The following is a 20,792-nucleotide window of genomic DNA, read 5'->3' as shown; positions in this document are numbered from 1 at the left end:
GAAAAGCCAATTTGCTCTCAAATCTCAAATCAATAGAACCCTCTCGTTTACAGCGGAAGACAAAGAAAATGGATCGACAAATCACAATTCCCGCACTCGAAGAAGTTGACTTGACAAACTGCGACAGAGAACCCATTCACATACCGGGACATATTCAGCCACACGGAGTGCTACTTGTTGTACGAGAACCTCAACTAGAAATAGTGCAAGTCAGCGAAAATACCCAAGATTTGTTAGGAATCGATGCCGAAAGTGCGATCGGTCAAGATTTGAGCTTATTATTCAATCGAGTTCAACTAAAAAAACTCAAGGCCTGTTTGCAGAATGAAAACTTAAAAACCGTTAATCCCATTAAACTTTCTGTCAAAAAAGCAGGTAAATCTTTAGAGTTTGACTGCATCCTTCACCGCGTCGAAGAAGTTTTGATGGTGGAGTTAGAATTAGCCACCAGCCAAGAAAATATTTCTGTTTTTAGCTTTTATCATTCAGTGAGAGCCACTGTCAGCAAAATTCAAAACGCCCAAAATCTCAAGGAATTATCTCAAACAACTGTAGAAGAAGTCAGAAAAATCTCTGGTTTTGATCGAGTTATGCTCTATCAATTTGACTACGAAGGCAACGGCGCTGTGATCGCTGAAGACAAAGCAGAAAAGCTGAGTCCCTTCTTAGGATTAAACTACCCCAGCTCAGATATCCCCACACAAGCCCGACAACTGTATGCGTTAAATTGGCTGAGGTTAATCCCAGATATTAATTATCAACCAGTCCCCCTTGTTTCAGGAAACACTGCTGTTAGCACCCAGCCCCAAGACCTAAGTTTCAGCGTGTTAAGAAGCGTTTCTCCCATTCACATAGAATACCTGCAAAATATGGGCGTTGCAGCTTCGATGTCAATCTCGTTAATCAAAGACAAAAAACTGTGGGGATTGATTGCTTGCCACCACTATACACCAAAATACCTCAACTATGAATTGCGCGCCGCCTGCGAATTTATCGGGCAAGTAATGTCATTAGAACTGCAATCAAAAGAAGGCAACGAAGACTACGACTACCAACTACACTTAAAATCTATTCAAACCAAGATTTTTGAAGACATTTCCACCTCCGAAAACTTGTCACAAGTGTTAGTTAAATGTCAGCATAATTTGCTAGAAGCAGTCAACGCCCAGGGAGCCGCCATAGTATTTGGAGACAATTGCTATCGAGTCGGGCAAACACCTCAAGGAGAATCCCTCAAATACTTAACTCAGTGGGTGCAAAAGCATTTAAGTAAAGAAATTTTTTATACAGACTCACTGACCAAATACTATCCAGAAGCTGAGGAACTTAAAGACACGGCCAGCGGGTGTTTGGCTATACCAATATCGCCGACTCATAAAATATACGTTTTGTGGTTTCGCCCGGAAGTAATTAAGACCGTGAATTGGGGAGGCAACCCCAATAAACGAGTTGAAACAGATGAAAATGGCACCCAGCGACTGTCTCCTCGGAAATCCTTCGAGCTGTGGCAAGAAAATGTTAGGTGCAAATCGTTGCCTTGGAAACAATGCGAAATAGACGCTGCATTGGAACTGAAAAAAGCAATGATTAATATAGTGCTGCGCCAAGCCGAAAAACTCGAAAAATTAAATACAGCACTAGAAGCCTCAGTCGCCAGAGAACGCGAAAAAACAGCTAATTTAAAAACAGCAATGTCCGAGCTTCAGCGGGCGCAAACTCAATTGGTGCAAAGCGAAAGAATGTCAAGTTTAGGACAGTTGGTGGCGGCTGTAGCTTATGAAGTCACTAACCCGATTAACTTCATCTACGGAAATCTTAGCTATGCCAACGAATACACTCAAAAACTCATCAATTTATTGCAGCTTTACGAGCAGCACTATCCATCGCCTTCCCCAGAAATTCAGGCAGAAATAGAAGCCGTAGAATTAGAGTTTATAGTGGAAGACTTACCGAAGTTGGTGGGTTCAATGAAAGTAGGAGCTAACCGCATCCGCGAGATAGTTCAGTCGCTGCGAAACTTTTCAAGAATTGATGAAGCCGAGATTAAACCAGTTGACCTTCATGACGGATTGGACAGTGCTTTGCTGATTTTGAGCAACCGACTAAAACCGAAGCCCGATCGCCCAGCAATTCATCTCATCAAAGAATATGGCTCTCTGCCTTTGGTTGAGTGTTACGCAGTTCAAATCAACCAAGTATTTATGAATGTACTGACAAATGCAATTGATGCTCTCGAAGATGGCTTTGTCAACAATAATTTATCGTCGCACTGCGCCGGCGAAGAAGAGTCAGTCAAGTGCGGACAAATTCGGCTCGTGACTGAAATTTGTCCCGGAGAAAAAGCCGTAGCCGTTCGGATCAAGGACAACGGTTGGGGCATGACACAAATAGTTCGCCAAAAAATTTTTGAGCCGTTTTTTACCACAAAACAGGTGGGCAAAGGTGCGGGCATAGGTTTGGCGATTAGCCACGAAATTGTTGTAGAACAACACGGTGGCAAATTGACTTGCATTTCTGCCCCCGGAGAGGGAACCGAGTTGATTATTGAGATTCCCTTGAGCCAAACTCATCCCACACCCATTGTCAAGTGAAAAAAAGTCCGCGCAGGGGTTCCCGAAGGGTAGGCTAGGAAATCGCCCAAATTCACAAATCGAAAATTCGATTAAAATACAAAAGCAGCTAAGTAGATTTGAGGCAATTCAGAGGAAGCTAATATGACTGAAAAAAAAACCGCCCAATGGGATGCCGGCCGGTTTCTCAAAACCTTGGCTTATTTCGGCGTCATTCCCTTCATTGGCAGCATTAGCTGGCTGCAACAACTGTTTGGAAGCAGCAGCAAAACTAAAAAAGACCAACCCAAACTGATACTGGTAGCCGGTGCCACCGGCGGCGTCGGGAAGCGAGTTGTCAAGCGGCTACAACAGCGGGGATATAAAGTACGCTGCCTCGTCAGAGATACTAAAAGAGCAACAGAAATCCTCGGCCAAAATGTAGAATTAGTCGAAGGAGATATCACTCTGCCAGAGACGCTAACACCGCTAGTAACCGAGGGTGTGGAAGCAGTGATATGCTGCACCGGCACCAAAGTTCAACCAGTAGAAGGAGACACGCCAACCAGGGAAAAATACTATCAAGGCATCAAATTTTATATGCCGGAAGTTGTGGATGTTCCCGAAATTGTAGAATACAAAGGCCTTAATAATTTAGTCCAAGCTGTTCGCCGCCAGCTAATTCAACCAGGCGACAAAACAATTTTTGACTTCACAAAACCCAGCCAAGATTTAAAAGAAACTTGGGGGGCCCTGGACGACATCGTGATGGGCGGCACTAGCGAAAGTTCGATCGTACTCACAGACAATACAGCTATATTCACAGGCAATGTTTCTACTGCCAACTCGGGCGGCTTTGCTTCGGTGCGTACCCGCAACTTCGATACTCCGCTCAATCTCACAGGATTTAGCGGCTTCCACCTGCGCGTCAAAGGAGACGGTAAGCGCTACAAATTGATTGTCCGCAACGAAGCTAAATGGGATGGAATTGGCTATTGCTATTCGTTTGATACTGTTTACAATACCTGGATTACTATCACCGTTCCTTTTGATGAGTTAATTCCAGTATTCCGCGCGAAAACTGTTAAGGATGGCTCTAAATTTGATGGCAGCAGTATTTTTTCTTTTCAGTTAATGTTGAGCAAGTTTGAATATGACGGCGCGCTCAACCCGAAATTTACACCGGGTATTTTTCAACTGGAGTTAGAATCTATTAAAGCTTATGGGGGACAGACTTTGCCGCGATTTGTGATGGTGAGTTCGGCAGGAGTTACCCGCCCGGGCCGCCCGGGAATTAACTTGGAAGAAGAACCGCCGGCCGTCAGAATGAATGATATGTTGGGAGGGATTTTGACTTGGAAGTTGAAAGGCGAAGATTGTGTGCGATCGAGCGGCATACCTTATACTATTGTCAGACCCTGCGCTTTGACTGAAGAACCGGGAGGCAAAGCTTTAATATTTGAGCAAGGAGACAATATTAGGGGCAAAGTCAGTCGGGAAGATATTGCAGAATTGTGCGTGGAGGCTTTGGAACAACCGCAAGCTTGCAACGTTACTTTTGAGGTGAAAGAGGGGGAAAATGCCAGTTCTCCCGGAGACTGGCAGGGTTTGTTTGCGGGAGTTAAATAACATATAGCACTTCTTAGTAAAATGAGGTAGGCTGGGTGATTAGTAAGGGGTAATTGAGAAAAAGTATCTCGCCTGCCAGCATACCTCACTTCTTTGATAAATGCTATGTGATAACCAATATTGACTAAGATTAAATGAACCGCGAAGAGGCAAAGGACGCGAAGGAAGAGAAAGAAAAAGATACAATTCTTCCTTCGCGCTCTTCGCGGTTTAATCATTCCGATGCAACTAGATTTGGTATGATGAGTAAAACAATAACCAATAACTAATAACTAATTTATGTCTGTGAGTTTTTTCCGACGAAACCTGACTCCTTATTTGTTTTTACTTCCGGCTTTATTTATTTTAAGTTTGACTGTTTTGTGGCCGGCGGTGCAAGCTTTTTATTTGAGTTTTACTAATTACGAATATGATTTAACTCAAATGCCGCAGTGGGTGGGTTTGAAGAATTTTGAGAGGTTGTGGGGCGATCGCACATTTTGGCAAACTTTGACGAATACGCTGCTGTATCTCACCTGCGTTGTGCCTGTATTGGTTGTTCTACCGTTGGGAATGGCGATTTTGTGCAACCAAAAACTTAAGGGGATGAACTGGTTTCGAGCAGCATACTACACACCGGCGGTGATTTCAATGGTTGTCGCCGGGATTGCTTGGAAGTGGCTGTTTGCTGAGACTGGACTGCTGAATCAGTTGGGGGAATTGTTGGGTTTACCTCCTGTTTCTTGGTTGGCTAATCCGAAGTTAGCAATCTTTAGCGTTATGGCAGTTACTATCTGGAAAGGATTGGGTTATTACATGGTGATTTACTTGGCAGGGCTGCAAGCTATTCCGGCAGAACTTTATGAGGCGGCTGCTATTGATGGTTCTGATGGTTTGGGAAAGCACTGGGATATTACTGTGCCGCTGATGAAGCCGTATCTAGTTTTGGTAGCGGTAATTTCGGCGATTTCTGCTACTAAGGTTTTTGAAGAAGTTTATATTATGACTCAGGGCGGGCCTCGCAATAGTTCTAAGACTGTTGTTTATTATCTTTACGAGCGGGCTTTTAAGGATTTGGAAATTGGCTATGCTTGTACGATCGGGCTGGTTTTGTTTTTGCTGATTTTGGGTTTGTCGATTTTGCAAGTTAGTCTTCAGGGTTTGGCTCGCAATGATTAAGATTGGTGACAGATTATGACGGACGCAATCCGGGTATCATAAACTCGGTTTCGCGTTCTCATTCCTGTGATTACCAGAACTTTGTTACATTCAGAAACCCGGTTTATTGCTGTAATTTATACTAATTTTAGACTTGAATATCGAAGTAATGCGATCGCTCACGGCTTTGGGCAGGTCTTATTGGTGAAATCACAGGTATAAATATAGGGTTTCTGCCAGTTCAGAGGAATTTCTAATAAATCCCTGGTTCCGGTCATTCCCTGTCCAAAAAAGAGCAGAACCGCGATCGAGCTCAAGATGACATGGATAGTGCGCCAGCGATTTGAGCGGTCTTTGTAAATGTCTTCAATGATGGCAAGGGAGAAAACCATAATTAGCGCAGCGGTGATGCCAATGTAGTAGTGAGACCAATACCATTCATTGGTTCGTCGATAAACGCCATCTTGACTGCCAAGAATCACCAAACCAGTACCTGTGAGGGTCGCAAATATGCCGCGCCATAAAGCGGGTGTAGCTCGATATAGCATGACGAAAGAGGCGACAGTTGCAACAAACATCAGCACAATGAAAATGACCTGAAACGAGTTTTTGCTCCAAACATCCTTGCTCAAAATATGCTCAAAAATCGGGTAGGCTAGACCCAACAACGTCACTCCTACCACAGAACCTGACAGAATTCGACCGGCTTTGACGTGTTCTGGACCGACTACAGGTGGAATTTTGCTCTTGGTGTCGATCGCAATTTGCTTCCGACGCTGCATAGTTTGCCACGCCATATTGAGAACAACACCAAGCATAGGAAAAACAATCGCTACAGCTAAAATAGGATGCAGCAAAGCCAGAAAATCTTTAAATTCCATAGATCAGCTTTTTGTTGAGGAGGGTTGGCTTCATCAACCCGGTTTTTGCGATACATAATATCATACCCGGTGATCTAAGCACACTAAGTTTGTAGTCAGGACTAATAGTGATTATTAACCCCCATATAGAGGGCTAAAGTCCTGACTACAAACACGCTTTATGAGGGGTAATTCACGGGAGATGTTGAGCAATAAGAAGATATAGCAGTTGTCAGTTGGGTGAGCTACAGGTTTCTCAATTACGCAATGCAGCAATTACAATTACCTTGTTCTCAGGGAAATGAAAACTGCTGGCGGTAATGTCAGTGTTGGTTAGCGACTAATTCCCTGCATCACTTTGAGCCTATATGTTACTAGCCTTTCAGTATTGAAGAACTCCTAGCGGGAGTGAAATCACTTCTGCGCCGAACTCAACTAAATGAGCCGGATAAGTTATAATTTGAAGACTTAATTTGGAACGGTTTAACCCCTGAAGTTTAGGGAGGCAATCAACTAATTGAACTCACCGCCAAATAGTTGGATTTGTTAGAATTTAGGCTGTAAAATCCCCGTCAAGTAATTACCGGCGACCGAATTCCCGAAAAAGTATGGGGTTACGATTTTATGGGCGAGTCAAATATTATTGAAGTGTATATTCGTGCGTTGCGGATTAAGTTATAAGCAAGTAACTCAAAACGCCTGCTGCATACTGTTCGGGGAGTTGGATATGTGCTTCGAGAGCAAAAGCGATGAGGGGCGGATTTACAAATACTTGGCAGATGAAGTATGGATAATGGTCAACCCGCTCCTATTATACTACCTATTTTTGGGTTAAAAATAGACCTAGAAATCCGGTCGTTCCTGATAATCTTCCGCAGAACTAGGGTCTAATTCCCAGCGACTTTCATCTCGATGTTCAAGCATATCTGTTGTGTGCAAAATAGCGCCATCGGGCATTTCTATGCCCGCAGCGGCTCCCAGTTCGTCAACCATATCCAGGTCGGGAGTAGGCGCGGTTCCGCCCACCGATTGCTCGCCAGTGGCACTTTCTTGTTCCGCAGCCGGATCGCCATCCTCGCCGCCGATTTGGGCACTGGTGGAAGAGTAGTCCGAACTGCTGTCCTGCAGGGTTGTTATGTCGTCTTGGCTCAATCCCGGTTGATCGATGATGCCGGTACCGTAAGATTCGGTAATTTCTTGAGGCAAATCGCCCAAATTATCGCGTTCTGTTGTTGTTTTTGCGTTGCTTTTCTTTTGCTGTGCCACGATACTTGCTCCTGTTTGTTTTTGAACTCAATTAAATTAAAAATGTCCGAATTTGGCTTTAACTGAATTGTTTTTAGTAATTGCCGCTGGCTATAATTAAGTGGTATTGTAATTACTATTTAAGCTTTTAGCTTCTATCCCAGGAAATATATTGATTCGGATTAGCTATTTCATTGGGAATACAAAAAGCGATCGCCATTTTCAAAAGGGCGATCGCTTTTTAATTCGGAGGCTAATGCTATTCGGGAAAATCAGGGATTATCCATTTGGGGGGTTCCGTCCGTTTCCTTCTCACCGCTTCCTCTGCTATTTCTAGGATTTTATCCAGAGAAGTATTTTCAATAAAGTTAGACGTTGCTTCTGCGTATTCCCGCTTCGGGCACTTGTCGCCCAGAACGCAGCCATTGACGCAAGCCACAGCACAATCGACAGTGTTCTCCACCATAACTTTTTTCCTTTCACGGTTCCAACAACTAGCAGGCAGATGCTCTGGGTTAATTTGTCAAGAGACTGCCCTCTATGTTTATTTTACTTTACAAACTGGCCTCAAAGGTCGATCGCCAGGGCAAAACTGTTATAAAATCAAAGCAACCTACCTAATCTGCCGATCGTGAGTAATTTTCTTCGGCGCTTAAAGCTTTTACCTTGGCGAGAAATGCTGCAAATTGCCGCCCTCGTCAACTGCATCGTGCTTGGATTGGAGTTATTTTTAGCCTGGGGTTTCACGCAATCGCGGCCAATCCGCAACGTCGTGACGCTTCTTTACGGCTCCTCCCTCGGGACATTGATACCTTTCGCTGCTGCAGTGGGCATGGGAGCTTTAGCAGTGTACTTTTTAGAGTATTGGCAACAACAATTTTTGCTCAACCGAATTAGTTTGTGGGTTTTAGTTTTGTGCGTACTCTTGGGTTTGGTGTTAAAGTCATTCCTACCCATACCTCCTTTATTAGCAAGTTTATCGGAAGCTGCACTAATCGGAGTTACGGTGGGAGTTTTTTGGAAAGGCCGACCTTATTGGCGATAGTCATACCATTTTAGATTTTAGATTTTAGATGGGCTATGAATGATGAATCTCCAGGTTTCGAGCTTGTCTAAAGTTGCATTCTTTTTTGAATATAAAATCAGTCGTCATTGGTCATTGGTTATTAGTCTATAGGTAGGTGTGCAATGCACACCTTACCACTTAAAACCAGAAATTCCTTCTTCCTTCTTCTTTCTTGCTTCTTATGGCAGCCAAAAATCGGGAATAAATGTTTTACTCAAACTGCGAGTAAACTGATTAATCTTTCTTCCGATTTGAATGTGCGGTTCGTCAGCTTCCACGGGAATAATTGCTGCTTTGTTCCCAAGTCCGAAACGCGAAATTACCAAATTGGCAGCCTCCAAACCAGTAACATAAGCCTTTTCCTGCGACCAAGAACCGTGACGAGTAACAACCCAATCGCCGCTCATGAATACATTATCATAACTTGTTATGGCCGGCAACAAATATTGATAACTGCCCGGGGCAAAATGCGTCACCGCCCGCGACAGCCGAATCGCGCTGCTGTCAATTACTTTTGCCTCCCGAAAAGCGGGGATGCAAGTGGCTAAATCCCGCTGAACTAAGGAAACTATTTCCTCATCTTTCAGGGGAATTAATTGATTGGCGTGATAAAAGTCAGCTTCGACAACTGTTCCCGGTTCGTCTCGAAATTCGTCGTGTAAAGCATTCAAATCAAAAAACGTCCAACCTGTAGTTGAACTAAATCCAAAACAGGCATTAGAAGGCAGGGGAATGTCAATTTTCCTGTCAAACCACAGGCGAACAGCTAACACGTCAACTGCACCCAAATTCATCGCCTCTCGAAACTCTTGGCGACTTTGCAAAGCAGGGCTGCTGCTGATAATTTTTTGCATTCCCGTGACGCCAACGGCAAAAATAACAGCATCTGCATCGAAGGTTTCTTCGCCGCAAACAACGCCTGTTGCTCGGTTGTGGCTGTCAACTACTAAGTCAGTAACTCGCTGCTTGGTCAATACTTTTGCACCGATTTTTTCCAGGCGTTCGACCCAGGGACGAAATATTTTTTCTCCGACTGTTCCGCGACACCAAACTACATCAAAATCCGGTTGGTGCGCTAAGATGAAATAATAGAGCATTCCCAAAGCTGCGGCAGCAGAACACTGTTCTCCTGGTGCAAATAAACCTACTAATAACATCGGTTCAAAAGCATCGCGGTACAGTCTTGCAGAAACGCCAAACTGTTTGAATAGTTCGCGGGCTGTGACGCGATCGTACCTGCGCCAAGCTTCGTCGGAATTGTCGAAATCTAGGACGGCGTAGAGTAAGGGCAAGGCTGAAAGGCGATCGACTAATGGCAGCCTTTTAAATTTGGTATAAAGAAAAGTTCCTAACGGTGTGGGAAGGATCGGTTCGTCCTGAAAAATCGGCGATTCTACTTCCAATCCGGCGGGTGAATACTGACAAGAACGAGTCCAAGGGGTGAAGGGATGGAGTCCTAATTCCTTGACTAAGGAAAAGATATTTTTGTAGGGATACCAGAAGCCATGAATGCCTGCTTCTACGGAACGCCCGCCGGCGGTTTTCCACCCTGCAACTAAGCCACCCGGATAAGGGCCTGCTTCTAGAAGGGTGACATCATAGCCTTGCTGCGCTAGGTGATAGGTAGCGCCTAAACCGGCCCATCCTGCACCGACGACGACTATTTTTGGGGTTGACGATTCTGCTGACATTGCGTACCTCTTGATAATTTATTAATGATGACATAATTCATAAAATGCGGATTTGATATAAAATGTGTTGAATTATGTGCTAAATTTCGCTTGAGTAAATAATGAGTGTCAAAAACCGCCAGCAAACTAACCTGTTGCTGCTCTTATTTCCCGCTACCGCATGGCTGATGGTTTTCTTCATTTTGCCAGTGCTAATTGTACTTTTGTACAGTTTCTTAGAACGCGGTACTTACGGCGGTGTTACTTGGATATTTACTCTTAGCAACTACCAGCGTTTGTTCAGCGGACTTTTCTTAGGAGTAATTGGGCGATCGCTCTGGCTGGCTTTTCTGACAACAGCGGCTTGCTTGTTAGTTGGCTATCCCCTGGCATTTTTCATCGCCACCCGTTCTCCCCGCTGGCGAAATGCTTTGCTTTTGCTGGTAATTATTCCATTTTGGACGAATTTTTTAGTAAGAACCTACGCCTGGATCATACTCCTGCGGAGCGAAGGAGTAGTTAACACAGCCCTGCAAAGCCTGCAAATTATTAGCGAACCGTTAAACTTGCTTTTTACGCCTTTCGCTGTGGCGATCGGTCTTATTTACGGCTATTTACCTTTCATGGTTCTGCCTTTATATTCTAGCATAGAACGCTTCAATTTTTCATTGGTAGAAGCCGCTCACGATTTAGGGGCAAATGACATCCGCACTTTGTGGCGCGTGTTTTTACCCTTAACAAGTCGCGGCATTGTTGCAGGATCTATTTTAGTTTTTGTACCCGCTGTCGGCGCTTTCATCACACCGGATATATTAGGTGGTTCTAAAACAGTTATGGTGGGAAATTTGATTCAAAATCAGTTTATGAAAGCCCGTGATTGGCCTTTTGGCTCAGCACTTTCTATGCTGTTGACGGTAATCATATTGATTCCTGTGTTAATTTACTTCCGCGTGTCTGACGAAACTCAATAAGGTAAGGTATACACGAATCGTTGCACCCTGCGTTTAGGTGAAGCTGCGCTAAGGATTAATGACTACTGACTAATGACTACTGACTCCTGACTACTGACTAATGACTACTGACTAATGACTAAAACAAAACTAGATTTACTCGTGCGGGCGATCGGCAAAAAGTGGCTTTGGGTACAAGCTGCACTAGCATTTGCCTTCCTCTACCTGCCAATTCTGATCTTAATTATTTACTCCTTTAACGCCTCCAGATTCAATGCCGTTTGGCGCGGCTTTACCCTCGATTGGTACCGCAGTTTGTTTAGCAATGCAGGGGCGACGATGGCTACGAGTAGCAGCGCCGGAATCTTGACAGCCCTCAACAACAGCTTGCTAATTGCAGCTATTTCGACTGTGCTGGCAACCGTTTTTGGTACAACGCTCGCGCTAGCGCTGGAACGCTTTCATTTCCCCGGGCGCAAAGCAGTAGAAGCTTTACTGTTTTTGCCGATTATCATGCCCGAAATTACGATCGGCATTTCGCTGCTAGTTTTCTTTACCCTAGTATTTCGGATCGTAGAAAATCTCACGGGAATTCGCCTCAATCTCGGCTTACCTACCGTAATTATCGGTCATGTTGTCTTTAATATTTCCTTTGTGACTATTACTGTCAGGGCGCGTTTGGCGGAACTCGATCCGATATTAGAACAAGCAGCTTTTGACTTAGGCGCTAACGAATGGCGGACTTTTTGGCGCATCACTCTCCCTCTAATTCTACCCGCTATTTTCAGCGCGGCACTGCTGGCTTTTACTCTGTCGCTAGACGATTTTGTCGTGACATTCTTTACCACCGGCGTCGGTTCCGTGACGCTGCCGTTATTTGTTTACGGCATGATAAAGTTTGCAGTAACGCCAGCGATTAATGCCATTTCAACTTTGATGTTGTTGGCTTCCTTATTGCTGGTTTTATCATCGTTAAAAGTTCAGAAAAGTTAAAAAAAATGCTTTCTGTGTCATAATTATTGTCGTCTGCAACTAACACAACCTATGAAACGCCTGCTGACTTTCCTAATTTTGTTTGTGATGAGTGCAACGGTGGCTTTCGGCTGTAGCCCCACAGGTGGCAACCAGCAGCAAGTCCTCAGCATTTACAATTATGCAAGTTATATCGCCCCAGAAGCGATCGCCCAATTCGAGAAAGAGAACAATGTTAAAATTCAATACGACACTTTTGAGAACAGCGACGCACTCTACGCCAAACTCAAACAGGGAAACCCCGGTTACGACTTAATATTTCCCGCCGATTACATGGTGAAAATCATGATCGCAGAAAATATAATTGAGCCGCTGAATCTAAACAATATTCCCAACCAAAAGAACCTACAACCTAAGTTTATCAATCAAGCATTTGACCAGGGAAATAAATATTCCCTGCCCTACCTGTGGGGAACAATGGGAATTGGCTACAACGTGAAAACAACTCAGGGAGAACTTAACAGTTGGGGGGCGATGTTCGACCCGAAATATACCGGAAAAGTCGCGTGGCAAGACGATGCCCGGTACACATTTGCAGGAGTTTTAATGTATTTAGGATTTGACCCCAATACAACCAATCCCGAAGAAATTAACAAAGCCCGCGATTTGCTGATTAAAAGTAACAATATCATTGCCGCTTTTGTCCCGGATACTGGTCAAAATCTCCTCGATCAAGGAGAAGTAAATCTGACAATGGAATGGAGCGGCGATGTTTTCCAAGTTATGAAAGAAAATCCCAATCTCCGCTACGCTATCCCCAAAGAAGGAACAATTATCTTCTCTGACAACATGGCAATTCCCAAAGGTGCGCCCCAGAAAGAGTTAGCGGAGAAATTTATTAACTTTATTTTGCAGCCAGAAGTAGGCGCTAAAATTGCTAATTTTACCCACTTCGGATCGCCCAACAAAGCAGCCATCGATCTAGGTTTAATCGACCCGAACGATTTGAAAAATCCTCAAATTTACCCGCCTGCTGAGGTGTTTGACAAAATGAAATTATTGCAGGATGTCGGGAAAGCAACTGCATTGTACGATCGAGCTTGGACGGAAGTTAAAGCAGGGGCTGGAAAATAGATAGAAAACAGGTTTCTGCCGGGGCTGGTTTACTTAAATTTTTAGCTTGTATTGGAGTTGCACCATCGTCAAGAACGGGCAAGATGCCCGTTCCACAAGAAAATTAAGTTTTGTGGAACGGCCATCTTGCCCGTTCCTAAACAAGTAATTGAGAATGGTGCAAGATATCAGTTTAACCGGACTCGAACTAAGATTTTTATTACTTATCACTCATACATACTAACACAATGCACGCTGTCGAAGTTTTAGACGTTTCCAAAGTATTTAAAAGTGTCCGCAGTCAAGATTTCTTAGCTGTAGACAACATCAACCTGCAAATTTACGATCGAGAATTCTTTTCTTTGCTCGGCCCTTCTGGCTGTGGCAAAACTACAACTTTGCGAATGATTGCGGGTTTTGAAATTCCCACAGCGGGCGAAATTTACATTCACGGTCAACCGATGCAAAATCGCCCACCGTTTCACCGCCCAGTGAATACGGTATTTCAAAATTATGCTTTATTTCCGCACATGACAGTAGCACAAAATGCCGCTTTTGGGTTGGAAATGGAGAATTTGCCTCAGAAAACAATTCGCGATCGCGTTGTTGAAGCCTTAGCATTAGTACAGTTAACCGATGTAGAAAAACGCTATCCCCGCCAACTGTCAGGGGGACAGCAGCAGCGAGTAGCGCTAGCAAGAGCCTTAGTCAAACAGCCGTCTGTTTTGCTGTTGGATGAACCCCTAGGAGCGCTGGATTTAAAATTGCGTAAAGAGATGCAGTTAGAATTAAAAAAAATGCAGCGCAAATTGGGAATTACGTTTATTTATGTGACTCACGATCAAGAAGAAGCACTAACAATGTCGGACAGAATTGCAGTGATGGATGGAGGAAAACTGCAACAAGTGGGGACGCCAGTTGATATTTATGAATATCCTAAAACGCGGTTTGTTGCTGATTTTATTGGCGACAGCAATTTTTTAAGCGGGCAAGTAGTAGAAAAGCAAAACGGTCAAATAATCGTGTTGGTTGACCAGCAGTTGCCCGTGTTAGTTGCGACAGCCGAAGATATGCCCGCTGGGAAAGTTGTCACCCTGGTGTTGCGACCAGAAAAAGCTGCTATTTTCCCGGCTAATTATGATGCTGAAAATAGCTGGCCGGGAATAGTAGAAGAAGCTATTTATATTGGCACTGACACGCGCTATACGGTGCGGTTGACTGCTAAAAGTTCGATCGCCCTTCGCCGACAAAACTTGCACAGAGATGACTTGCAGCGATACCAAGTCGGCGACAGCGTTCGAGTTGCCGTGCCGCCGGAAAGTATCTGTATTTTTTGACACTCAAGCGGGCTGCAACTACTGATATTCTGCCGACAGAGTAAGATTAGGTAGTATCCAAAGTCTAACTATCGCTACGGTCGCCAAGCACCGTCTAACCAGTAAAGCTAAGTTCAAGCAATGTGACAATGGAAAACTTAGTTGAGATTTTAGAAGATTGAGGAGCCGATTGAAGATGTACTTCCTTCCCGGTAGAAGATAATCTACTTCTTCCTCCAGCTTCCTCCTTCTTTCTTCGCGTCCTTGGTGTCTTCGCGGTTCAATAATATAGACAGTATTGGTGCTAAACTCGCGTTTGACTTTGCAAAATTTCCTCCAACAGCCGCTCTTGACTTTTCGCCGGTTCCTTGCAAGTCAAACACTCGCAAACTAACCCGATAACACCTTCAGGCAAATCAGCCTCAATCTGACAGACAGCAGTCGGATAATACTGGGAAACCAAGCCAGAAATTTGATCGGTAGTCGTGCGAATCAGGGTAGAATGCTGATACCAATCGATCGCCGAAAGTAGACTCGGACAAGCTTGCGGAGCATCTTGTACAACACTGCTGAATGCTTGCAAACCTTGCTCCGCGCGATCGAGATATTCCAAATTTTGCCCCAACAGTGCGAGACGAATTAAAGAGGCGATCGCAATTCCATTCGCCGCCGGGGTTGCATTGTCTATATAGCTGCGTTCCCGCACCAACAAATCTCCGCTAGCATCCTTAGCAGTATTGTAATATCCTCCCAATTCCACGCTCCACAAAAACTCATCAAACTCTTCTTGCACCTGCACAGCTTTCTCCAACCAAAACTGAGAACTCGGCAACTGTTTTGCCTCTTCCCCGTTGCCTAAAGTCAAACTCGCTTGATGCAAATCCAACAATGCTTTCACAAACAAAGCATAATCTTCCGACTGCGCGGTTACAGCAGATTGTCCGTCATAATTCAACCGCTGAAATCGCCCATCCGTCCACTGATTATCTAAAATAAAATTAGCAGTAGTCACAGCTAATTCCAGATATTCCCAATTTCCAAAAACCGCTGCCGCGCGGGCTAAACCAGAAATCATTAAGCTATTCCAAGCAGCAATCATTTTCGTGTCAGTAACGGCGGGAATTCTACCCGGCCAACTGTCGTTTTTAGCTTCTTGATTGTTGCGGGCTGGCGGAAAGGTTTTTACAGTATCGGGATTGCCACCGTAACGCACAGTAAAGAGTTTAGCCAAAGCCGTTTCTACCGTGTCGTTCAGTTTTCCCGGATGGCGCCGCTGCAATACATTCTTGCCTTCAAAATTGCCGCTGCGACTAACAGTAAACTGTGCTTTAATTCCCGCCAATTCCTCAGCCGTTAATAGTTGTTCCAGTTCGGCATAAGTCCAGACATAAAATGCTCCTTCTTCCGGTTCAAGTTCTTCAGAAGTGTTAAAGCTGTCAGCATCCTGTGCAGCATAAAAATAGCCTGTTGGCGCCATCATTTCTCGCTTCAACCATTCTACTGTCCCCGCAATCGCAGATTCAAAAGCCGGTTCTTGTACTCCCGCGCTCCACAAATTCGCTAAATACTCAACAATTTGACCGTTGTCGTATAGCATTTTTTCAAAGTGTGGCACAGTCCAAGTCGCATCAACCGTGTAGCGGTGAAATCCGCCTGCTACGTGGTCGTAAATGCCGCCCAATGCTAAGTCTAATCCGCGCTGAGTGCAGACTTGTTTGCTGTCGTATTTTGATTCAAAATTAAATCGCGTTCCGCGCAGTGCGAGCTCAGCATAAGGTATCATCGGAAAACTGGGCCCGGGGTTGTGGCCGGCAACAATTCCGGTGTTGAGTTCTAAGCCTTTTTGAAAAATTTCGCGATTTAATTCGGCGGTTACTCCTGACAGCGCTGCCGTCTGTTGGAGGTTGCCTAAAATCTCTGCTTTGAAGGTTTCTACTTTGCCTTTTTCTGTGTCGTAAAAGCGGCGAATTGCTTGCAAAACCTCTAAAAATCCCGGCCGTCCGTAGCGCGGTTCTACGGGGAAATAAGTGCCTCCGTAGAAGGGAACTCGCTCGTCGGGAGTGAGAAAAACGTTGAGCGGCCAACCGCCTTGACCGGTCATCATTTGCAAGGTTTGCATATAAATGCTGTCAATATCCGGGCGTTCTTCGCGATCGACTTTTACGGGTATAAAATGCGAATTCATGTATTCGGCGATCGCGCGATCGGAAAATGCTTCCCCTTCCATCACCGTGCACCAATGGCAGCTAGAGTAGCCAATTGACAGGAAAATCGGTTTATTTTCGCTCCGGGCCGCTTCCAAAGCTTCGTCGCACCAAGGCCACCAGTCGATCGGATTTTCGGCGTGTTTCCGCAGGTAAAGGCTTTGGGATTGAGCAAGACGGTTGACCATAATCAAATATACTTTTACTCGTGCTGGGTAAGCTTGTCAGTCCTCTAGCAGTTTAGCGCGAGATGTTTTAGTTTAGTTGTTGTTGATCATTATGTTTTAATATTATGACTGATTATCTCGATCTAATATGAGCTTATCATCTCGGAGAACCTTCAATCAACAGCTCGGACAATTTTTGGTGAGTTCTGCTGTTCCTCCTGCTGTTATCAAACTCAGCCAAACTGCATCCTCGGAACAAGCTTTAGTAGAAACTAATCTTAACAATTTCCTGGCTAAAGCAGACCCAGAAATAGAATTATTAGTCCCAACATTTTTAGGTAATGACAAGCGCCGTTTCTACGGCAGAGGTGTTCCGAAAAGCTTGAAGTTAATCGACAAATTTCAACTAGGCGGCGGCCGGACTTTTCTGGGAAGGCGGTCTGTAGTTTGGAGCGGTGCCGGTTGGACAGGACAGCCGACAATTACCAGAGACGGGGGAAAAACTTATTTAATTATAGGTGCTTATGACCACAATTTGCGAAAAATAGATATTGCTACCAATAAAGAAGTTTGGCGCTATAAATTTGATGATGTGATCAAAGGATCATCAACGATTTATATCGATGAAAAAGCGAATGCTGAAAACAGAATTGTGATTTTGCAAGGCAGTCGCAGTGGCGGGGGTGGCAAAAAAGTAGTGCCGAGTTTTAGGGCAATATCTTTTAGAACTGGCAAGGAACTTTGGAAATTGGACATCAGGAAAACGCCCAGCTACAGCCGGGATAATGACAGCAGCGCTTTGGACATCGGCGGTGGAGTTTTGTTCAATGCGGGGGAAAATGCGATCGGCTATTTTCTCGATAGTTCCACAAGCAATGCAAAAATCAAACAAGGTATCAAGCAGCCAAGTATCTTGTCGGAAGTACAGCTTTATGCAGCAGCCGATATCAGGAAGCACGGCGGCAACTTGGTAGCGGAATCATCGCCATCGCGGCTCAAAGATCGAATCTTTATAGCTGCTGGTTCAGGTCATATTTACGGTATTAGCATTGCAAGTAAAAAGATAGTTTGGGATTTCTATACTGGTTCAGATTTGGATGGAAGTGCTGTAATTTCTAAATCAGGTAAACTGTTTTGTGCCATTGAAAAACAATACATTCAGGGCAACGGCGGAGTGCTGAAGCTGAATCCCAACAAGGAACCGAATGCCAGCGTCGAATGGTTTTTGCCTACCGGAAATCGCCGAGTTTCTAGCTGGGAAGGCGGAATAATTGGCTCGGTGGCGTTGAATGACGAGTACAACTCAGGGGAGTTTCCGGCGCTGTTTGCCACAAATGCGCTCGACGGCAATTTGTACATCGGTTCCCAAGATATGATTACAGGTAAAAAAATTGCTGTGCCTTGGCGTAACCAGTCTTACGATACTCCGGTAATAGTATTTAAAAAAGCGATTGGTTCTTCAATTTCCACTCCGATTTTTACCGATGGCAATAAACTGATCAGTGCGGGATACAACGGTGTTTATTTGTTCAATTTGAATTGGGAACGAGCCAAGTCGGGGGATCAGAATGCGTTGAAAAATGCTAAAGGGGAGTTTTACCGTTTGAAAGTAATAGAATCGGGGAGATTTAAGCCGGGTTTGTCATTTGAGGCGACGCCTGTAGTTTGGGACGGAATTGTGAGGATTTGCGGGAGGGATGGCTGGATGTATACTTTGGGTTAGTTATTGGTATTTTGTACCTCTATCGGGAACAGGCAAGATGCCTGTTCCACAACAGAGTCTACTTATTGTGGAACAGGCATCTGGCCTGTTCTTAAAAGGGTGTTGAAATCCGCCACCTATTCCTACCTGCGGTTTAACTTCGGTTATATATATGAGAGAAATAATTTCGGAAATTATCGGAAACTCGTTATGGCAACTCATGAAACTCACATAAGTCAAGTTTACGGTTGAGAGGATGCTCAAGGTATTTTACAGCTTGCGATCGCGTGGCGACAGGATGAAGGGGCATTATCCAGAGTGCAGCTTTTGGAGATTGCAGCGGAATTGGGCATTTCCGAACAGGATATTGTGGCGGCGGAACAACAAAGGTTAGCAACTAGAGGAGAATTTCAAGAAAAACAGGTTTTTAACTCTTACCGTCGTCGCAAATTGCAGAAAAATGTGACAAAGTACGGCATTATCAATAGTTTTCTAGTTTTGTTTAATCTAGCAGGGTCGCACGAGCTTGATTGGTAGCTTTTCCTTTTACTAAACTGGGGCTTGGGATTGTCTCTGGATGCTTGGAACGTTTATCAAACTGAAGGGGAAGATTACGAACAAGCGTTTGGGCGGGGGCGGTTGAAGAAACAGGTGGGACAGTGAAAAGCGCTTTTTATCGGTATAAAGTGCGAATTCATGTATTGGACGATCGCGCGATCGCAAAATGCTTCAACTTCCATCACCCTACACCAGTGGCAGCTAGAGTAGCGAATTGACAGAAAAATCGGTTTATTTTCCCTCCAGGCTCTTTCTCAGGCTTCGTCGCACCAGGCCCACCAGTCGATCGGATTTTCGGCCTGTTTTCGCAGATAAAGGGTTTGGGATTGAGCAAGACGGTTGACCATAATCAAATCCCCTTGAACTTTTGCAGGGTAAGCTTGTCAGTTCTCTAGCAGTTTAGGGCGAGATGTTTTAGCTGAGTTGTTGCTGAGCATCCTGTTTTCATACGATCACTGATAATTTAGATGTCAAATGAGTCGATACATCTCGGAGAACCTTCAATCAACGGCTGGGAAAATTTTTGCTGACTGCGGCGGTTCCTCCTGCTGTCCTCAAACAGTGCCAAACTGAATCTGGCAATTGACGGGGTGACAACGCCACTGAAACCTTGATATGTAGAGGGTTTAGGATCTTGAACCTCCCTCAAGAGAGTAGCAATTATCACAAGTCTATTGACAATTTTGATGGTAGCGATCGCCAACGCTCCTCATTCGGCCCTGTAGAAAGCCTCAAAAGTAGCGATCGTCGCACGCACAGATTTTTTTGATAACAAGCTACTCAAACCCTTACTGCGTAAACTCTTTCTACTTGCTTATCACCCGTTAAATCTTGGAATCGAGCTTTTTCGGAAAAATAATATTAACCAATTTTTAGCGAAAGCAGACCCAGAAATAGAATTATTAGTCCCAACATTTTTAGATAACCCCCAGCCCTGCTTCTACGGTAGACGCAGGGCTGTTTCATTCTCTTGTAGGGGCAGCCCCCCGTGGCTGACCCAATCCCACCAAATGCCTAACAAATTCTGGATGGGATGGGTCGGCATTCTTGGCACGACCCGTGCAAAAGGCTGGTTTTCCTGAGAATGAAACAGCCCTGACGGTAGAGGCGTTCCGAAAACTATGTCCCAGAAGGTCGAGTCGTCCCTTTAGTCGGTCAAATTTCCGGCGTCACAGATAATAACGACCACCCAAACCATTCCTCTCTAAACGGAAATGTTGCACCATAATCAATAAGGCTGTTTTGGGCGGGATCTCCTGCCCAACCCCTACTCCCCACAAGCAAACTCATTCTTTGTGGAACGGGCCCCAGAGCCGATTCTGGGTAATGGTGCAACATATAAGTGTAAATGGCGCTGGTTGCTGAATCCGAAAGCGAGAATCGACGCACCGAATATGAGCCCAGATTTTGTCCTGAGCTATAGCCCACATTCCGCAGCTTCAACTGTCACCATCGGTTTTTACTTGTTTTTACCCAGCAATCAAGCTCTCACTTAAACTTTTCTACGTACATTAACGGATAACAAAAATTTTAAAGGCATAATTTAGAGCTTTAAAATAGTTTTATCAGTAATTCTGCTGTGTCGCACCCCAGTTTAGGAATCTGAGTTATAGCTTTTTGAAAGATAGAAAAGTCAGGACTAAAATCCGGATGG

At 44.6% G+C, this 20,792-nt stretch carries 14 protein-coding genes and 3 pseudogenes; 11 read left to right on the top strand and 6 right to left on the bottom strand.

Annotated elements, in window-relative coordinates; genetic code table 11:
- Positions 1 to 68 precede the first annotated feature (68 nt).
- From D0A37_RS27375 to D0A37_RS27365, 3 genes are all read left to right on the top strand, one after another.
- Positions 69 to 2,591: an ATP-binding protein gene (locus tag D0A37_RS27375; protein WP_242719322.1), complete on the top strand. Its 2,523-nt coding sequence runs from the start codon at positions 69 to 71 to the stop codon at positions 2,589 to 2,591.
- A 123-nt stretch (positions 2,592 to 2,714) separates the two neighbouring features.
- Positions 2,715 to 4,178 (top strand): CIA30 family protein, encoded by a 1,464-nt coding sequence (locus D0A37_RS27370; protein ID WP_242719320.1) that lies wholly within the window; start codon positions 2,715 to 2,717, stop codon positions 4,176 to 4,178.
- 279 nt (positions 4,179 to 4,457) lie between these two features.
- Positions 4,458 to 5,336, top strand: a complete 879-nt coding sequence (locus D0A37_RS27365; protein WP_242719318.1) for a carbohydrate ABC transporter permease — start codon at positions 4,458 to 4,460, stop codon at positions 5,334 to 5,336.
- Between the two features lie 158 nt (positions 5,337 to 5,494).
- Here the strand turns inward: D0A37_RS27365 and D0A37_RS27360 are convergent, their stop codons facing one another.
- Entirely contained in the window at positions 5,495 to 6,196 is a 702-nt protein-coding gene (locus D0A37_RS27360; protein WP_242719316.1) for a DUF4079 domain-containing protein, read from the bottom strand.
- A gap of 357 nt (positions 6,197 to 6,553) precedes the next feature.
- On the opposite strand from D0A37_RS27360, the pseudogene D0A37_RS27355 reads away from it, so the two are divergent.
- Positions 6,554 to 6,928 (top strand): annotated as a pseudogene (locus D0A37_RS27355) (response regulator transcription factor); the annotation flags it as partial.
- 90 nt (positions 6,929 to 7,018) lie between these two features.
- On the opposite strand, the gene D0A37_RS27350 reads toward D0A37_RS27355, so the two are convergent.
- Positions 7,019 to 7,441, bottom strand: coding sequence for a DUF6335 family protein (locus D0A37_RS27350; protein ID WP_242719314.1), 423 nt, complete (start codon positions 7,439 to 7,441; stop codon positions 7,019 to 7,021).
- A 238-nt stretch (positions 7,442 to 7,679) separates the two neighbouring features.
- Positions 7,680 to 7,886 (bottom strand): hypothetical protein, encoded by a 207-nt coding sequence (locus tag D0A37_RS27345; RefSeq protein WP_242719312.1) that lies wholly within the window; start codon positions 7,884 to 7,886, stop codon positions 7,680 to 7,682.
- 165 nt (positions 7,887 to 8,051) lie between these two features.
- On the opposite strand from D0A37_RS27345, the gene D0A37_RS27340 reads away from it, so the two are divergent.
- The gene (locus D0A37_RS27340) at positions 8,052 to 8,465 is read left to right on the top strand and encodes a peptide chain release factor 1 (RefSeq protein ID WP_242719310.1); all 414 of its coding nucleotides are present in this window, start codon (positions 8,052 to 8,054) and stop codon (positions 8,463 to 8,465) included.
- Between the two features lie 200 nt (positions 8,466 to 8,665).
- Here D0A37_RS27340 and D0A37_RS27335 read toward each other — a convergent pair whose 3' ends face one another.
- Positions 8,666 to 10,177, bottom strand: a complete 1,512-nt coding sequence (locus D0A37_RS27335; RefSeq protein WP_242719308.1) for a hydroxysqualene dehydroxylase — start codon at positions 10,175 to 10,177, stop codon at positions 8,666 to 8,668.
- Positions 10,178 to 10,278: 101 nt separating this feature from the next.
- On the opposite strand from D0A37_RS27335, the gene D0A37_RS27330 reads away from it, so the two are divergent.
- The 4 genes from D0A37_RS27330 to D0A37_RS27315 all read left to right on the top strand — a co-directional run bounded on the left by D0A37_RS27330 (position 10,279) and on the right by D0A37_RS27315 (position 14,528).
- Positions 10,279 to 11,127: an ABC transporter permease gene (locus tag D0A37_RS27330; protein WP_242719307.1), complete on the top strand. Its 849-nt coding sequence runs from the start codon at positions 10,279 to 10,281 to the stop codon at positions 11,125 to 11,127.
- A 114-nt stretch (positions 11,128 to 11,241) separates the two neighbouring features.
- A complete protein-coding gene (locus tag D0A37_RS27325) occupies positions 11,242 to 12,099 on the top strand; it encodes an ABC transporter permease (protein WP_242719305.1) in 858 nt (285 codons plus the stop codon).
- 51 nt (positions 12,100 to 12,150) lie between these two features.
- Positions 12,151 to 13,212, top strand: coding sequence for an ABC transporter substrate-binding protein (locus D0A37_RS27320; protein ID WP_242719303.1), 1,062 nt, complete (start codon positions 12,151 to 12,153; stop codon positions 13,210 to 13,212).
- 227 nt (positions 13,213 to 13,439) lie between these two features.
- Entirely contained in the window at positions 13,440 to 14,528 is a 1,089-nt protein-coding gene (locus D0A37_RS27315) for an ABC transporter ATP-binding protein (protein ID WP_242719301.1), read from the top strand.
- 283 nt (positions 14,529 to 14,811) lie between these two features.
- On the opposite strand, the gene D0A37_RS27310 is transcribed toward D0A37_RS27315, so the two are convergent.
- On the bottom strand, positions 14,812 to 16,899 hold the full coding sequence (locus D0A37_RS27310) for a thioredoxin domain-containing protein (RefSeq protein ID WP_242719299.1): 2,088 nt from the start codon (positions 16,897 to 16,899) through the stop codon (positions 14,812 to 14,814).
- A 127-nt stretch (positions 16,900 to 17,026) separates the two neighbouring features.
- Here D0A37_RS27310 and D0A37_RS27305 point away from each other — a divergent pair, with 127 nt between their 5' ends.
- A complete protein-coding gene (locus tag D0A37_RS27305; RefSeq protein WP_242719297.1) occupies positions 17,027 to 18,601 on the top strand; it encodes an outer membrane protein assembly factor BamB family protein in 1,575 nt (524 codons plus the stop codon).
- Positions 18,602 to 18,898: 297 nt separating this feature from the next.
- Positions 18,899 to 19,243: pseudogene (locus D0A37_RS27300) on the top strand (2TM domain-containing protein).
- A gap of 8 nt (positions 19,244 to 19,251) precedes the next feature.
- On the opposite strand, the pseudogene D0A37_RS27295 reads toward D0A37_RS27300, so the two are convergent.
- A pseudogene (locus tag D0A37_RS27295) lies at positions 19,252 to 19,485 on the bottom strand (DUF255 domain-containing protein); the annotation flags it as partial.
- Positions 19,486 to 20,792 lie beyond the last annotated feature (1,307 nt).

Origin of the sequence: Microcoleus vaginatus HSN003 (genome assembly GCF_022701255.1) — a bacterium.
Taxonomy (GTDB): Bacteria; Cyanobacteriota; Cyanobacteriia; order Cyanobacteriales; family Microcoleaceae; genus Microcoleus; species Microcoleus vaginatus_B.
Note: the sequence above shows the minus strand (reverse complement) of the source record. Positions and strands in the feature narration are given on the sequence as shown.

Bases quoted from the DNA above. Each gene is read 5' to 3' on its own strand.
- D0A37_RS27375 (WP_242719322.1), top strand. From the start codon at position 69: ATGGATCGACAAATCACAATTCCCGCACTCGAAGAAGTTGACTTGACA.
- D0A37_RS27370 (WP_242719320.1), top strand. From the start codon at position 2,715: ATGACTGAAAAAAAAACCGCCCAATGGGATGCCGGCCGGTTTCTCAAA.
- D0A37_RS27365 (WP_242719318.1), top strand. From the start codon at position 4,458: ATGTCTGTGAGTTTTTTCCGACGAAACCTGACTCCTTATTTGTTTTTA.
- D0A37_RS27360 (WP_242719316.1), bottom strand. From the start codon at position 6,196: ATGGAATTTAAAGATTTTCTGGCTTTGCTGCATCCTATTTTAGCTGTA.
- D0A37_RS27345 (WP_242719312.1), bottom strand. From the start codon at position 7,886: ATGGTGGAGAACACTGTCGATTGTGCTGTGGCTTGCGTCAATGGCTGC.
- D0A37_RS27335 (WP_242719308.1), bottom strand. From the start codon at position 10,177: ATGTCAGCAGAATCGTCAACCCCAAAAATAGTCGTCGTCGGTGCAGGA.
- D0A37_RS27330 (WP_242719307.1), top strand. From the start codon at position 10,279: ATGAGTGTCAAAAACCGCCAGCAAACTAACCTGTTGCTGCTCTTATTT.
- D0A37_RS27325 (WP_242719305.1), top strand. From the start codon at position 11,242: ATGACTAAAACAAAACTAGATTTACTCGTGCGGGCGATCGGCAAAAAG.
- D0A37_RS27320 (WP_242719303.1), top strand. From the start codon at position 12,151: ATGAAACGCCTGCTGACTTTCCTAATTTTGTTTGTGATGAGTGCAACG.
- D0A37_RS27315 (WP_242719301.1), top strand. From the start codon at position 13,440: ATGCACGCTGTCGAAGTTTTAGACGTTTCCAAAGTATTTAAAAGTGTC.
- D0A37_RS27310 (WP_242719299.1), bottom strand. From the start codon at position 16,899: ATGGTCAACCGTCTTGCTCAATCCCAAAGCCTTTACCTGCGGAAACAC.
- D0A37_RS27305 (WP_242719297.1), top strand. From the start codon at position 17,027: ATGAGCTTATCATCTCGGAGAACCTTCAATCAACAGCTCGGACAATTT.